Annotated in this window: 14 protein-coding genes; all 14 read right to left on the bottom strand. The window is 38.7% G+C overall.

Going from position 1 to position 14,641, the window contains the following annotated elements; genetic code table 11:
* Positions 1-75: 75 nt before the first annotated feature.
* A complete protein-coding gene (gene pstA / locus FGL72_RS01630; protein ID WP_004901954.1) occupies positions 76-960 on the bottom strand; it encodes a phosphate ABC transporter permease PstA in 885 nt (294 codons plus the stop codon).
* Entirely contained in the window at positions 960-1,883 is a 924-nt protein-coding gene (pstC, locus tag FGL72_RS01625; protein ID WP_004901956.1) for a phosphate ABC transporter permease subunit PstC, read from the bottom strand. Before pstC ends, pstA begins: the two co-directional genes overlap by 1 nt.
* A gap of 89 nt (positions 1,884-1,972) precedes the next feature.
* The gene (locus FGL72_RS01620; RefSeq protein WP_012305365.1) at positions 1,973-2,854 is read right to left on the bottom strand and encodes a phosphate ABC transporter substrate-binding protein PstS family protein; all 882 of its coding nucleotides are present in this window, start codon (positions 2,852-2,854) and stop codon (positions 1,973-1,975) included.
* Between the two features lie 97 nt (positions 2,855-2,951).
* The gene (locus tag FGL72_RS01615) at positions 2,952-4,265 is read right to left on the bottom strand and encodes a sensor histidine kinase (RefSeq protein WP_099045062.1); all 1,314 of its coding nucleotides are present in this window, start codon (positions 4,263-4,265) and stop codon (positions 2,952-2,954) included.
* A 113-nt stretch (positions 4,266-4,378) separates the two neighbouring features.
* Complete coding sequence (locus FGL72_RS01610) at positions 4,379-5,290, bottom strand: phosphate ABC transporter substrate-binding protein (RefSeq protein ID WP_146992392.1); 912 nt, start codon at positions 5,288-5,290, stop codon at positions 4,379-4,381.
* A gap of 183 nt (positions 5,291-5,473) precedes the next feature.
* Positions 5,474-6,163: a response regulator transcription factor gene (locus FGL72_RS01605; RefSeq protein WP_048801499.1), complete on the bottom strand. Its 690-nt coding sequence runs from the start codon at positions 6,161-6,163 to the stop codon at positions 5,474-5,476.
* 111 nt (positions 6,164-6,274) lie between these two features.
* Positions 6,275-7,420, bottom strand: a complete 1,146-nt coding sequence (gene recA, locus FGL72_RS01600) for a recombinase RecA (protein WP_146992389.1) — start codon at positions 7,418-7,420, stop codon at positions 6,275-6,277.
* Between the two features lie 130 nt (positions 7,421-7,550).
* Entirely contained in the window at positions 7,551-8,132 is a 582-nt protein-coding gene (gene pgsA / locus FGL72_RS01595) for a CDP-diacylglycerol--glycerol-3-phosphate 3-phosphatidyltransferase (protein WP_012305368.1), read from the bottom strand.
* Between the two features lie 10 nt (positions 8,133-8,142).
* A complete protein-coding gene (locus FGL72_RS01590) occupies positions 8,143-9,015 on the bottom strand; it encodes a helix-turn-helix domain-containing protein (RefSeq protein ID WP_004904929.1) in 873 nt (290 codons plus the stop codon).
* Between the two features lie 14 nt (positions 9,016-9,029).
* Positions 9,030-10,301, bottom strand: a complete 1,272-nt coding sequence (gene yfmH, locus FGL72_RS01585; protein WP_146992387.1) for an EF-P 5-aminopentanol modification-associated protein YfmH — start codon at positions 10,299-10,301, stop codon at positions 9,030-9,032.
* Complete coding sequence (yfmF, locus tag FGL72_RS01580; protein ID WP_146992385.1) at positions 10,298-11,575, bottom strand: EF-P 5-aminopentanol modification-associated protein YfmF; 1,278 nt, start codon at positions 11,573-11,575, stop codon at positions 10,298-10,300. Before yfmF ends, yfmH begins: the two co-directional genes overlap by 4 nt.
* Positions 11,572-13,026: a cardiolipin synthase gene (gene cls / locus FGL72_RS01575; protein ID WP_004908005.1), complete on the bottom strand. Its 1,455-nt coding sequence runs from the start codon at positions 13,024-13,026 to the stop codon at positions 11,572-11,574. The genes yfmF and cls overlap by 4 nt, the downstream gene beginning before the upstream one ends.
* Positions 13,027-13,150: 124 nt before the next feature.
* Positions 13,151-14,002: an amino acid ABC transporter substrate-binding protein gene (locus FGL72_RS01570; RefSeq protein ID WP_146972727.1), complete on the bottom strand. Its 852-nt coding sequence runs from the start codon at positions 14,000-14,002 to the stop codon at positions 13,151-13,153.
* Positions 14,002-14,640 (bottom strand): amino acid ABC transporter ATP-binding protein, encoded by a 639-nt coding sequence (locus tag FGL72_RS01565; protein ID WP_146992383.1) that lies wholly within the window; start codon positions 14,638-14,640, stop codon positions 14,002-14,004. The genes FGL72_RS01570 and FGL72_RS01565 overlap by 1 nt, the downstream gene beginning before the upstream one ends.
* Position 14,641 lies beyond the last annotated feature (1 nt).

The raw sequence follows: 14,641 nt of genomic DNA, 5'->3' as shown, positions 1-14,641 counted from the left end.
CTCCATCATGCTATTCACATCAAATAATTGTTCATAGCCACTTCATTATTAGTATCCTTACTAACCCAGCACTATTTAGGCACTTGTCAGTTTCTGATGTAACTTAGCACCAATCTTGCGCGCACTAAAGTTGAATAGTAAGACAACAATAATCAAAACAGCTGAAGCCCCCGCTGAGACTGCACTGACATCTGGCATAATACCTTCAGAGTTGATTTTCCAAATGTGAACCGCTAATGTTTCTGCTGGTCGCATTGGATTTAGTGGGCTAGAAATATTAAATGGATTCCAGTCAGCAAAATTCAAAGCTGGTGCAGATTGACCAGCCGTATAAATTAGCGCGGCAGCTTCACCAAAAACACGACCTGCAGATAGCACCACACCGGTCACAATTGATGGGACAGCCGCTGGTAAAATAACATGGATGACGGTTTCCCATCGAGACAAGCCAAGCGCTGAACCTGCTTCGCGTTGCAAATTAGGGATTTGCGCCAAGCTGGTTTCAATTGAACGCGTTAGCAATGGTAAGTTAAACAATGTTAACGCCACAGCACCAGATAGAATTGAAAAACCAAAATGAAATTTAACAACGAACAACAAGAAGCCAAACAGTCCCACAACAACAGAAGGCAAAGAACTTAGAATTTCAATTGCTGTACGAACAATCGTGGTGAATTTACCCTTACGTGCGTATTCATTCAAATAAATGGCAGCGCCCAGCGCAATAGGAAAACTAATAATCATCGCCAAAATTAATAAGTAAAATGAATTAAATAATTGTATGCCAATACCACCGCCGGCTTCAAAGGCCTTTGCTGGTGATGTTAAAAAGTGCCATGACAAATGTGGCACGCCACGGACTAAAATAAAGGCAAGCATTGCAATAAGAATTAAAGCAACAATGCCTGAAATGGCATAAATAACGCCGGTGGCTATTTTATCAGCAGTTTTTGCGTTCATTATTTCATTTCTCCTCTGCGTCCAATAGCGCGAACAATCAAATTAAAGACCAGTGACATCAGCAATAAAATCATAGCCAACGTCCACAAAACATTGTTTTGTAACGATCCCATCACTGTATTACCAATACCCATTGTCAAAACAGATGTTAACGTTGAAGCTGGAGAAATCAGATTATGAGGCATCAATGCCGCATTTCCAATGACCATTTGAACAGCCAAAGCCTCTCCAAAAGCACGTGCCATACCAAAGACAATTGCTGTTAGAATACCAGGTGTTGCCGCGCGTAAAACGACTTTGTAAATCATTTGCCAACGCGTTGCCCCAATTGCCAACGCTGATTCACGATAATGACGTGGCACCGACTTCAATGTGTCGACTGTCATAGAAGTAATTGTTGGTAAAATCATAACAAACAAGACAATCGTACCAGACAAAATACCAAATCCTGAGCCACCAAAAGTTGCTCGAATAAAGGGTACAACTACTGTCAAACCAATAAAACCATAAACAACCGATGGGATACCTACCAACAACTCTATAATTGGTTGCATAATTTTAGCACCACGTTTTTGGGCAATTTCTGTCATAAACAGTGATGTCCCAATTGCAAATGGTGTAGCTACAATAGCTGCTAATAAGGTAACCAAAAACGATCCCAAGATCATTGGCAACGCCCCAATATAGGGTTGCTTAGTGTGTGGATCTATAACGGATGGATTCCAATTGGTGCCAAATAGGAAATCTTTCACGCTAACGCCATCATGTAAAAATGTTGACAATCCGCGGCTCATAACGAAAGCAAAAATCGATACAACGACTATTACAATAAGGGCTAAGGCTGCCAAACTAACTGCTCGGCCCATTGAATCTTTTTTCGTTGATTCAGATTTTTGCATCAACTTCTGTGTAATGTTATCCATTTTTTCTCCAAAGTATGACTTAGCCTATATTCAGGATTTGTGAACACAGGTATCATATCTCATGTTCTCTTCTAATTGAATCTTAAACTTTATTTTTTAACTAATTGTCCATCTAATTGTCGCGTCACATGCATATCGTGAATTGAAATATAGCCCAGCTCTGGCACTAGTGTCTTTTGTATTTTCTTTGACATTAAGTAATCTAAGAAGCGCGCGACTTCTTTATTAGGTCTACCCTTCGTATAAACATGCTCATAAGACCAAATTGGGTATCTACCGTCAATAACATTTGCATTAGTAGGGGCAATGTTATCTACCGAAGGTGCAGTGACTGAACGGTCAATATAACCAAACGAAGCATATGAAACGGCTCCTGGTGTTGTTGCAACAATGGAACGCACCATACCAGAAGAATCTTGTTCTTGCGCGGAAAGGCTTTGCGCGCCACCTAGTCCCCACTTTTCAAAAGTGGCACGTGTCCCCGAACCAGCTGCACGGTTAATAATGACGATGTTTATATTTTTGCCACCTACCTGCTGCCAATTGGTTACTTTACCTGTGAAAATGTCACGTAACTGATTAGTGGTTAAATTACTAACACCATTGTCTTTATTTAGCAATGGCGCAATACCGACAACAGCTACTTGATGATCAACTAATTTTTTAGCGTCAATACCAGCTTTTTCTTCTGCAAACACATCAGAATTACCTAAATCAACTGCACCTTGTGCAACTTGACTTAATCCCGTACCAGTACCACCACCTTGTACGTTAATGAATGTGCCTAGGTTCTCCTTTGCATACTCTTCGCCTGCTGATTCAACAAATGGCTGCAACGCCGTTGAACCAACTGCTGTGATAGATGTGCCAGAATTTCCTTTGTCACGTGTTGCATAAGCTGTTCCAATAGCCGCAACAATACCCACGGCTACAATTGCAGACACAATTGTTCCGCGATGCGATTTCGACATATTCATGCCTCCCAAGATTTAACTACTACTCCTCTATTATCTTAAAACAATGTAAATGTCACTACGGTCTTATGTAAAGAAATCGTAAAGGAAACGTTTACAATGGCATCGTCATACTCATAACTGTTCCAACACCGACTTGTGACTGAACCTTAATCGTCCCGTTATGCTTACTGACGATTTCATTAACAATTGCCAGGCCAAGACCCGTTCCATTTGCAATTTTACGTTGTCGTGATTCATCCCCACGATAAAAGCGTTCAAATATGCGTGATTGCTGACTCGTTGGGATACCAATGCCAGTATCTTTAATATTCAATTGCCAATGTTGATGGTCCTTAAATGCTGTCACTTGAATGCTACCACCCTGAACATTATATTTCACAGCATTAACTAATAAATTCTGCAAAATTGTATTAACATCTGCGTAAATGCTATGGACAACAAAATCCCGTGGTACATCGTTTCTTAGAGTAATGGCCTTATCTGTGTAGAGTGTTCCAATTTGTTCCCATTGTTTATCAATCATGTCACTAATTGTTAATTCTTTTTGTAGTGTATCATCACGTTGCTGTGCACGTGATAAAGACAAAATATCATTCACTAACAAGGATAGTCGTTGTGCTTCGTCAGAGACAATTTGCAAGAATTGTTGCCGTGTGGTTGCATCTTCACCAGCAGGACCTTGAAGTGTCTCTATAAATCCTGTAATAGCTGTTAAAGGTGTTTTTAATTCGTGTGACGCATTCGCTAGAAAGTCAGACTGCATACGCTCAATTTGAAGAACAGTTGTTAAATCATATAAAATAATCATGACTTCAGCGTGCTGAACATCGCCTTTTTGATAAAATGTGCTCACTTCATACTGTTTCATACCGTTGTCAACTGCCAAATTTAAGATCGCTTGCTGGTTTTGCTGGGTATTAAAAGTTTGAGTAATTAGCTCTGATAAGGCAAATTGGCGAATTACTAAGCTCTCAGCAATAGGTGTTTCAGGACGATCTACAGCTAATAAATCCGCTGCTGTTTGATTAAAAACATCGATAATATGCCGCCGGTTAACATGAATAACGCCAACGGGTAAACTAGTTAATAAAGATTGATAATTTGCTAGATCACGTTGCATCGTCGATTGCATATGTTTAACATAGCTTTGCAACTGGTTAAAGGCATTGATTAAATCATAGTAGGGTGATTGTGGTTCAGCTAATACACCACGTGGCTCTTCATTATTTTGAGTCGCTAACATGCGGTTTGTCATAACATCTATTTCACGTTGTCTTCGCCCATTCCAAAAAAGTGAGACAGCATATTCGCCAATAGTTGCTAAAAAAATCGCCAATAATAAAAGAAGCCATTGTTTAACACTGAGATGAAATAACAACACGCTAAACAATAAAATGACGCTCATATTCACACATAAAAAACTCAAAAATTTTAGGCTATTTTTTTTCATCTAGTCTTTACCTCATTTATATCATAACAAAAAAGCTCGCTATCGCGAGCTTTGTTAATTTGAATCTTTTAATTATTTGTAACCTTACCAGCAGCGTCACGAGTTACCCTCATATCAGTTAAGCCGATATAACCCAACTTAGGAACTAACGTCTTTTGAACATCTTTTGTCAAGAAATAGTCTAAGAATGCTTTAGTTGTTCCTGTTGCGGAACCCTTAGTGTACATATGTTCATAAGCCCAAATTGGCCATGAATTATCTTCGACATTTTTCTTATCAGGAGTTACTTTATCAATATTCAGTGCCTTGATACCTGAAGCATCTAGGTAAGCAAATGCTAGGTATGAGATAGCACCAGGTGTTGTTGAAACAATCTTTTGCACCGTACCGTTTGAATCTTGTTCTGTTGTCTTAATGGCTGCTTGCCCGTTTAAGACATTCTTTTCAAAGACCGCACGTGTGCCTGAACCAGTTGCACGGTTAATCACAACAATTTTTTCATCTTTACCACCAACTTCTTTCCAGTTAGTGACTTTCCCTGTGAAGATATCGCGTAACTGATCTTTTGACAAGCTAGATACTTGTACTTCAGAGTTAACAACTGGAGCAATACCCACCACTGCTACCTTATGATCTTGTAGTTTTGATGCGTCAACACCAGACTTTTCTTCAGCAAAGACATCTGAGTTACCGATTTGGGCTGACCCACTTGAAACTTGACTCAAACCAGCGCCTGAACCGCCACCCTGAACCGTAATTGTAGCACCAGGATTTTTTTCTTGGAAAGACGTTGCAACTTGTTCAGCTAATGGCTGCAAAGCTGTTGAACCTAAAGCAAGCACTTTACCACTAACTTTGGTTGTTGCACTTGATGATGTTTTAGCACCACTATTACCTGAATGATTGGCACTACTATACAACGCGAAACCCGCTGCGATTACAACGACACCGCCTACGATTCCGACAACTGTTTTGTTCATGAGTGATTCTCCCTTTGACTAGGCTTCAAAGAAGCGTATGTAGTGTAAACAGGGGTTGTAGTAGAGGCTCTTGGGTGCCTGTCCTTGCTTACAAGTTATATACTACATACCTTATGTCAAAGAATCCCCATCAAAAGTGTTGTCGTTATGTAAATGTTTGTAAAAACGTCTTTACATAACGACTTACACAACTAATGTATAGCCAAACCCACGAACCGTTTTTAATAATTGTGGCGATTTAGGATTGGTTTCGATTTTTTCTCTTAAATTACTGATATGCATGTCAACCATTCGACTTTCACCAGTGAATTCATAACCCCAAACAGCTGTCAAAATTGTTTCTCTGTCGATTACACGTCCAATTCTGTGAGCAAAATAAAGTAATAACTCATACTCGCGGGGGGTTAAAGTTAAAATCTGATTGTCCCTAGTCACAACTTTTTTGTTATCGTCAATGACGACATTTTGAACCTTAATGACATCTGATTCAGCCAAAACTTGATGATCTACCTGTGAACGACGAAGAACAGCTTTGACACGTGCCACCACTTCACGTGGACTGAAAGGCTTAGTAATATAATCGTCTGCGCCCAATTCTAATCCGAAAACGCGATCAAATTCGTCGCCCTTTGCAGTAACCAAAATAACTGGCGTACTCACTTTATCTTGACGTAAATTTTTTAATAACGTCATACCATCAATGACCGGTAACATCAAATCCAACAATATAGCGTCAAAACTTTCTTGTTTGGCTAAATCATAAGCTGTTTGGCCATCAGAAGCTACCGTGACATCATAACCATTTTCTTCTAAATTATACTTTAACAACGTTGAGATTGCGATTTCATCATCCACTACTAAAATTTTTGCCATGATTTCCAGACACACCTTTTATGGCGCGCAGTCCTTCCAATTCTTTACTTAATTGCATTGTAACAAAAAAAAAGGAAACGCCCTAGCGTTTCCTTTTATTCTTTACAGGAATTATACAATTGGCTCATCTGTCAAGTCATCTGTATCACTAACAAGTTCTATCGTCTCAGCGCCTTTTTGCTTGTCTGCAGTCGTCTCATCGGATTCGGCTGTTTCACCATCACCTATACCAAAAGCATTGCGAACTTTTTCATAGATTGTTTGTCGCATATCGGCATTTTCTGGATCATCCAAAAATTCTTTTGCCTTTTCACGGCCTTGACCAATTTTCACATCGTCATAGTAGTAAAAAGCGCCAGCTTTGCGAATAATTTCTTGTTCTGCACCTAAATCTAAAATTTCACCAGTTTGAGAAACACCTTTGCCATACATGATGTCAATTTCTGCCACTTTAAATGGTGGCGCAACTTTATTCTTTACAACCTTCACCTTAGTGAGGTTACCTGTAACATCCGTACCATCTTTAATTTGAGTTGAACGACGAACTTCAAGTCTAATTGTTGAATAGAACTTCAGCGCGCGTCCACCAGGTGTTGTCTCAGGATTACCAAACATCACACCAATTTTTTCACGAATTTGGTTAATAAAAATAGCAATGGTTCCTGTGCGATTTAAAGTCCCAGCTAATTTACGAAGCGCTTGACTCATTAATCGTGCTTGCAAACCAACATGCGAATCACCCATTTCACCTTCAATTTCAGCTCGAGGTACAAGGGCTGCGACTGAATCAACAACAATAATATCGACCGCACCTGATTGTACTAGCGCATCAGCAATTTCTAAGCCTTGTTCGCCAGTATCTGGTTGTGATAGCAGCAATTCATCTTTTTGTACGCCCAATGCCTCAGCGTACTTTACATCTAAAGCGTTTTCCGCATCGATATAAGCTGCTGTACCACCAGCCTTTTGCACTTCAGCCACCGCATGTAAAGCTAAAGTTGTTTTTCCAGAGGATTCTGGTCCATATATTTCAATAATTCGGCCTTTGGGATAACCACCAACACCTAACGCAACATCTAGCTTAACCGACCCAGAAGGATAAGTCTCAATTTGCGTCAAAGCATTGTCACCTAAAACCATGACTGAACCCTTACCAAAATTTTTCTCAATTTTTTTTAAGGCTTCATCTAAAGCGGCTTTTCGGCCTTTAGCTTGGCTATCTTTATCATCTTTTTTAGTCGTCTTTTTTGTGACCATGTGTGGCTACTCCTTTTATCTTACTTCATTAGTTTACCTGTTTATGACAGTAAAAGCAAGCAAATAAACGAACAATTGTTCGTTTATGTTCCCCTTTCTTTTATTAGACGAAAAAAGCGCTATTAGCGCTTTACATACCATCAGAAAAAACTGCTCTATTTTGCCAAAAATAATCTACCCCTGAGTAGATGGTGAAAACAACGGCAATCCACAATAATATGCCACCAACAGGCACATGTACAAAAGTGAATGGCATGTCTTTGAGATACAAAAATAAAATGGCAAACATTTGAGAAAATGTCTTAATTTTTCCAGGCATCTGCGCTGCCAACACTTGCCCATTATTTTCAACAATCAATGTCCGTAAACCAGTTATCGCTAACTCACGAATTATAATAACTGCCGTCATCCATGCTGGTACAACATGGAAACCCGTTAAAAATATCAACGCTGTCATTACCAGTAACTTATCTGCTAAAGGATCAGCAAATTTACCAAAATTAGTAACAAGGTGTTGACGTCGCGCAATTTGACCATCCAAAAAGTCAGTAAACGCTGCCACTGCAAAAACAATTGCCGCAATTAGCCAATTAACTGGTAAATGTACAGATCCCATATTAATGACCGACCATTGATAGGGTACGGATAGAATAAGAATGAAAACTGGGATTAAAACAATTCGAAAAACTGTTAATTTATTAGGGAGATTCATCATTGCCTCTTTACTTATTTAAGTTAATTAACACATTCCAAAACGGTGTCGCAGTATTAATTACTGATATTTTTTGATCGTCAAGCGTCATTACTGCGTTGCCAACATTTGTAAATTGAACATTGACAGCATTCGTTCCAGTAGGCACAGTAATTGACTTATTTGTGGTAACCATCTCATTAAACAAAATATTTTGTCCCACTGTCACCTTAACATTCGTTCCTGTACCTTGACCGTTAATTTTGATAGTATGCGCCGTATTATTTTGTCCAGAAATATTATAAATTGTTGTTTGTAACGCCGTATTCTGCTCTGGCGTTCCTAAATTCAAGGCTGGCTTAGCCGGCTTTTTTTCCTTTTGACTTGACGATGAAGCAGCTGTGCTTGATGATTGTGATGCTGGCACCGTTGATGTTGACACTGAGACATTGCCACTGTCATTTGACTGCTGCTTGCCTTGTGTTAAGTGTGTCAAAGCAAACCATACCACAATTAACCCAATGACCACTAATAAAATGACCCAAATCGTTGGTAACAAGTTCGATAAACGAGATTTTGTGGATAATTGTGTATCATTTCCTGCACGCACAATACCGTCATTATCTCGGTGCGCACGACTCAAATCATTTGTTCGTGAAATTGAAGCTGGGCGTGTTTCTCCCAACAAATCTTCAGGATTCAAACCCATGGCTAACGCGTATTGCCTAATAAAGGCGCGCACATAAAAGTCCCCTGGTAAGACACTGAGATTATTACTTTCAATGGCTTCAAGGTAACGTACTTGAATTTTTGTAATCTGTTGGACATCATCCAAAGACATATTTTTAGCTAGACGAGCAGCTTTAAGTTGTTCCCCTATTTGATTCGTTAAAGTTTCACTCATAATTTTCCCAGTTATTATTTCTTCAAGATAAAGCGCTGTAGTGTAACATTTTGATAGATTTTGTTAGCAAAGTCTAATATGTCGGTATATGTTAGTGCTTGAAGTAACATAATTTTATCAAACAAGTTGTGATTGAATAAGACGTCATCCCCTCGTAACGCTATACTTTCCAAACTATTGAGACGCTGAATACCCTCACCCAGCGTTGCCCGCTTTAAGGATTCAAACATTGATTCTTGTCCTAACAATATCGCTTTATAATTTTCAATCTGATTTTGAATAGCTGCTGTTAAAGCTTCATATTCCGTCGTTTCTGAAAAAAAACTAACAAATTGATAATCACGGATTATATCAAATGATGTCTCAAATTCAGTATCGATGATACCTTTATTATACAGGTTTTGATACCAATCTGTCTGCTCTCCAAACATCATATCGGCTAAAATATCAGCTATTAACCCTGCTTTGGTACCATCCATAGACTTCAAATTAGTATTTTCTAGACGAATACCCAAAGCAATCTTAGGTCTCACCACATTGAAATGTTTGATTTCTGTGACTTTAGTTGGTATTTCAAGTTGATCAGCTAGACTATCGACTTGAATATCTTCAATACTTTTTTGCGCTTGATTGTCACGAATTAAAGCCAGTACCGTTTTTGGCTCAAAATGACCAACAATTTGTAATGTTAACTGCTTTGGTTGGTAAAAAGCTTTGTGAATATTATATAACAATTGCGGTGTGATTTTTGAAATCGTCTTTTGTGTTCCCGCAATATCATCAGCCAATGGTGACTTAGGATACAGGATTTGCAATAATCCCATGTATACAATCCAGTTGGGGTCGTCTTCATACATTTGTATCTCTTGTCCAATAATACCTTGTTCCTTGGCAATCGTTTGCAGACTAAAATATGGTGTTTGAACAAAATCTAGTAAATGGACCAAAGATAATTCAAAATTATCAGTCGTGGAAAAAAGATAACTCGTTTGATAAGCTGTTGTGAAAGCATTGGCATCAGCACCTAATTCTCCGAAACGTTTAAAAGCATCCTCGCTTTCTTTTTCAAAAAGCTTGTGTTCCAAAAAATGAGCCGTACCAGAAGGAATATCAATTACTTCTGAATTATTGATTTTAAAATGACGATCTAATGAACCAAATGGCGTTGTCAATACGGCGAAAGTCTTGTGGTAATTCTCTTTTGGTATCATGACCACTTTTAAGCCATTATCTAGCGTTTCAATTAATACATGTTCTTGTAATTGTTGATAGTGTTGTTCTTTCATTCGACTGCCTCAGGCAATAATGTAAATCGTGTTTGTAAAACAACTGCTTGCGCTAGCTGTGCGACATCTTCCACAGAAACTGCCATAATGGCATTAACCCATTCATTTGTTGGCGTTTCACGTCGTGTTAATAATCTTGAGAAAGCCAAGGTCATTTCACTATTAGGTGAATCTTGTTGACTTAAATAATCATTGACAACACTCGTTTTAATGGCTTCGAGAATTTCTCGTTTGATATTTCCTTGCTTAATGGCCTGAAGTTCTGCCTGTATCATGCGATCAGCTAACTCAACTTTATCAGAGGCCAGTCCGGCGGCTACTGTTAAAAAGCCTGTATCATGCTGCCATCGTGAATAAATAGTGTAGGCTAACGACGATTTTTCACGTACATTTGCAAATAATTTGGACAAAGGCGATCCACCAAATAACGCATTCAAAATAACTGCTGTAAATCTTTGAGGATCGTCTGGCGCTAAACTCAACTGGTAAGCTAACATCAAGACAGCCTGTGTTAAGTTAGCTTGCGTTTCAGTAATTTCAACCGTAGCTGGGCGCAGACCCTGCCTATAAAATGGTTGAAGCGGTTGCTGTGTACGAGAATGAAGTGTCCATTTATCTAAGAGAGGTAGAATGTCGGTTTCAGACACATCCCCAAATACAATAATATTAATTTCGTCTGATGTCACCATACTTTGATAAGCACTATACACACTAGCCGGTGTTAACGCTTTAACATCTTCAACCGTCCCTAATGTGGGCCGTTGCATTGCGGGTAAACTATAAGTTAATTCTCTGAGTTTTAGTGCTGCATAACGTTTTTTATCGTCAATTAAGCCATCGATTTCGTTGATTAAACTTTGCTGCTCTTGCAGGAACACAGACTGATTAAAAGCTTTGTCAGTAACAAGGGGCTCAAAAATCATGTCGCGCATAAAATCAAAAGCATCAGTTAATAGATGATATCCTGCATCCGCAGAATTGAGATAAATGGGCGCTGGCATTTGTAATTGATAGCGAATATGGTGTGTCTGACCAAAACGCGTGACATCTGTTTGATATTGTGCACCATATAAATCAATGGTCTTTTGCGCCACGGCTTGTTGATTGGGATATTTTTGGGCACTAACCGCTGTTAAGTACGTCAAAAGTGCCCTAGCCGAGGTTGTGCTTGCTAACAAAGGTGCTGCAAAATCGACGGCAATATTTAGTGTTTTAAATTGTTTTGTGGGCATCACAACAAGGTGCACCCCTGGTTTAAGTTGTATTTTTTTCATAGTATTGGTGAGAATAAACGACTGAATTTTTGTAATATAGTCATCCAAATAGACTGTTCCTCATAATCCACAGTTGTTAACTGTGTTGATTGTGATACATCTTGTTCAAAAAGCGCTTCAAGTTGTCCAGCAAACGCTGGGTCATACATGAAAGCGTTGGTCTCAAAATTCAAGGCAAACGATCGAATATCCATATTCGCTGAACCAACTGTGGCAATTTCATGATCAATGATAACAACCTTACTATGCAAGAAGCCACCATCATAACGATAAACTTCGGCACCTAAATCAATTAATTCCTTCGCATAATACTGCGTTGCACGATACACAAAAGGATGGTCTGGGCGGTCGGGAATCATTAGGCGTACACGTACACCTGACATCACAGCAATCTCTAATGTCTCTAAAATAGCCGCATCCGGAATAAAATATGGTGTTTGAATTGTTATTTCTGTTCGAGCTGAAGCAAACATTCGCATAAATCCCTGTTTAATTTGCTTCATGTCATTATCTGGCCCACTCGATACAATTTGAACCATTGAACGGCCAGGTAATGTTGATATCACTGGAAAATACTGTGTTGTTTTAACTAACAGCTCATTAGGCTCGGCTGTGGCATTCCAATCCATTAAAAAACGACTTTGTAAAGACAGGACTGCATCACCATGAATACGCAAATGCGTGTCTCGCCAATGACCAAATTTTTTGAATTGACCAAGATATTGATCGCCCACGTTAAAACCGCCAATATACCCTATCATACCATCAATAATGGCTAACTTACGATGATTTCGAAAGTTAAAACGTAGTGTTAGCAATTGAAACGGTCTCATAAGAAATGATGTAGCGACACCACCGGCTAGCCTTAAGCGTTTATATAACCGTCTGTGCTGACCATGTGAGCCAAATTGATCAAATATCACGCGAACTTCAACGCCTTCTTGTGCTTTAGCAGTCAATAAATCAATCAATTGATTGCCTATATGATCATCATAAATTGTGAAATACTCAAGATGAATATGATGTTTGGCTTGTCTAATATCTTCGAACAGCGCCGCAAATTTATCTTGGCCATTATTATAAACTTTAATATCGTTTCCACGTGTTAAAACAGCCTCATCGGATGACAAAAATAAATTGACTAGCTCTGACGCAGCATCTGGAACAGGTAGCAATTGTTCAATTTTTTGTAATTGTTGCCTTTGGTTGTCAGCAATCTGTTCTAACCCACGTTGTTCTTGGGTTCGCAAACGAAATATTTTCTTATTGGAAATACGACTGCCAACTAGAAAAAAAATAAAGAAGCCAACAACCGGCATCGTTATTAACACTAATAACCAAGCCCAAATTGTTGCAATATCTCTTTTCTGACTGAATACAGTCACGATGGCACCGAGGGTATTGACGATTAAAAGCAAAATCACAATTATCCACAATGAATCTCTCAGCATTTGTCACCTCTCGACTCTCAACTCATAATACTACTAGTGTAACATTTTTCAGACATTCATGACAAAATCATCTTTATTTTCTAAAGAAAAAATCAAAGCTATTGTTTAGCTTTGATTTTGTGTTTTAATTAGCAAACCATTTGTTTTCAATTTGTTGTAAACGGCCATCTTTTTTGAATTGTGTTAAAGCTTTATTAACTGCTTCACGCAACTTATTATCCGATTTTCTGAAACCAACTGCTGTCATATCAACAGGAAATGCGCCAACAGTCACAGTATAATCTTTAGGGTTTGGCTGATGGGCCACATAGTAACGCGCATAATCTTCATCAATGAGTAACCCATCTATTCTTCCAGCATTTAGATCGTTAAATGCTTTATCAAAAGTATCATAACCAACAACTTTTTGGTCTTTAACGTACTGTTTTAAAACATCAGGGTATTTATTAAAGCCCTCATCGCCACTCGAAGCCGTTTGATCTCCTAATACTTTACCTTTCATGTCTGAAAAGTGATTAATATTATTTTTCTTTAATGTCACTAAAACTTGTGTTGCCCGATGATACGTGTCAGAAAAAGCCACCTGTTTAGCGCGCGCCGTCGTCTTAGTATAACCATTCCAAATCGCATCAATGTTGCCCGTGTTTAGTTCAGTTTCTTTCATAGACCAATCAATAGGTTGCCACTTAACTTTAATATCCATGCTTTTAAACACTGCATTTGCTAGGTCAACATCAAACCCCACAATGTTACCTTCTTTGTTTCTAAATCCCATTGGCACAAAGGTATCATCTAATCCGATAGTAATTTGTTTTTCTTGCTTAATACGTTGCCAATCATCTTTTTGCGCTGTAGCTTGCGTGTCTTTGTTCTGCTTATTACCAACGCCAAGGGACAGAATTGCCCAAATAACAATGGCTAAAAAAGCTAAACCAACCAACGTGTTCACAATGATTTTACGTTTCATACTGACCATTATCGTTTCACCTCCGTTGCAAAGTCGAATACACGATCAGACACTAATTCGGCAAAGAATTGATCATGTGTAATAATCATCTGCGTCACACCTTGTTGTTTTAATGTCTTAACAACCTCAGCCACTTGACGTGTTGACGCTTCATCCAACCCACTCGTTGGTTCATCATAAGCCAAAATCTGCGGTTGCATCGCTAGTGCTCGCGCAATCGCCACTCGTTGTTTTTGCCCGCCCGATAACTGGAAAGGATAGAGGGCAACTTTATCGCTCATACCTAATGTTTCCAATAATTGTTTGGCTACTTGTCTTGCTTCGCTTTTCGATAATTTCATAACACTAATCGGTGCCAAAGCCACATTGTCTAAAACTGAATAATTTGGAAATAAGTTAAAATCTTGAAAGATGAGGCCCACTTTCGCATCAAATCTAGAACCATCGACTGCTAGCACGTCATGATTTAGTTTAATTTCACCACTGTCAGCTGTTTCTAAGCCAGCTAATATTTTAATTAGGGTTGTTTTACCAATACCTGATGGGCCTACAATACTCAATACTTCACCATCCTGAACAGTTAAATCTAGTGATTTAAAAATCGTGTTATCAGCATATTTTTTTGTTAAGTTTTTAATTTCTAACATC

Source organism: Leuconostoc citreum (assembly GCF_007954785.1).
GTDB lineage: Bacteria > Bacillota > Bacilli > Lactobacillales > Lactobacillaceae > Leuconostoc > Leuconostoc citreum.
The sequence above is the reverse complement of the archived record's forward strand: the minus strand, read 5'-3'. Positions and strand labels throughout refer to the sequence as shown.

What these genes read in the sequence shown, in the direction of transcription:
- pstA (WP_004901954.1), bottom strand. Translation starts at nt 960, where the DNA reads ATGAACGCAAAAACTGCTGATAAAATAGCCACCGGCGTTATTTATGCC.
- pstC (WP_004901956.1), bottom strand. Translation starts at nt 1,883, where the DNA reads ATGGATAACATTACACAGAAGTTGATGCAAAAATCTGAATCAACGAAA.
- FGL72_RS01620 (WP_012305365.1), bottom strand. Translation starts at nt 2,854, where the DNA reads ATGTCGAAATCGCATCGCGGAACAATTGTGTCTGCAATTGTAGCCGTG.
- FGL72_RS01615 (WP_099045062.1), bottom strand. Translation starts at nt 4,265, where the DNA reads ATGAGCGTCATTTTATTGTTTAGCGTGTTGTTATTTCATCTCAGTGTT.
- FGL72_RS01610 (WP_146992392.1), bottom strand. Translation starts at nt 5,290, where the DNA reads ATGAACAAAACAGTTGTCGGAATCGTAGGCGGTGTCGTTGTAATCGCA.
- FGL72_RS01605 (WP_048801499.1), bottom strand. Translation starts at nt 6,163, where the DNA reads ATGGCAAAAATTTTAGTAGTGGATGATGAAATCGCAATCTCAACGTTG.
- recA (WP_146992389.1), bottom strand. Translation starts at nt 7,420, where the DNA reads ATGGTCACAAAAAAGACGACTAAAAAAGATGATAAAGATAGCCAAGCT.
- pgsA (WP_012305368.1), bottom strand. Translation starts at nt 8,132, where the DNA reads ATGAATCTCCCTAATAAATTAACAGTTTTTCGAATTGTTTTAATCCCA.
- FGL72_RS01590 (WP_004904929.1), bottom strand. Translation starts at nt 9,015, where the DNA reads ATGAGTGAAACTTTAACGAATCAAATAGGGGAACAACTTAAAGCTGCT.
- yfmH (WP_146992387.1), bottom strand. Translation starts at nt 10,301, where the DNA reads ATGAAAGAACAACACTATCAACAATTACAAGAACATGTATTAATTGAA.
- yfmF (WP_146992385.1), bottom strand. Translation starts at nt 11,575, where the DNA reads ATGAAAAAAATACAACTTAAACCAGGGGTGCACCTTGTTGTGATGCCC.
- cls (WP_004908005.1), bottom strand. Translation starts at nt 13,026, where the DNA reads ATGCTGAGAGATTCATTGTGGATAATTGTGATTTTGCTTTTAATCGTC.
- FGL72_RS01570 (WP_146972727.1), bottom strand. Translation starts at nt 14,002, where the DNA reads ATGGTCAGTATGAAACGTAAAATCATTGTGAACACGTTGGTTGGTTTA.
- FGL72_RS01565 (WP_146992383.1), bottom strand. Translation starts at nt 14,640, where the DNA reads ATGTTAGAAATTAAAAACTTAACAAAAAAATATGCTGATAACACGATT.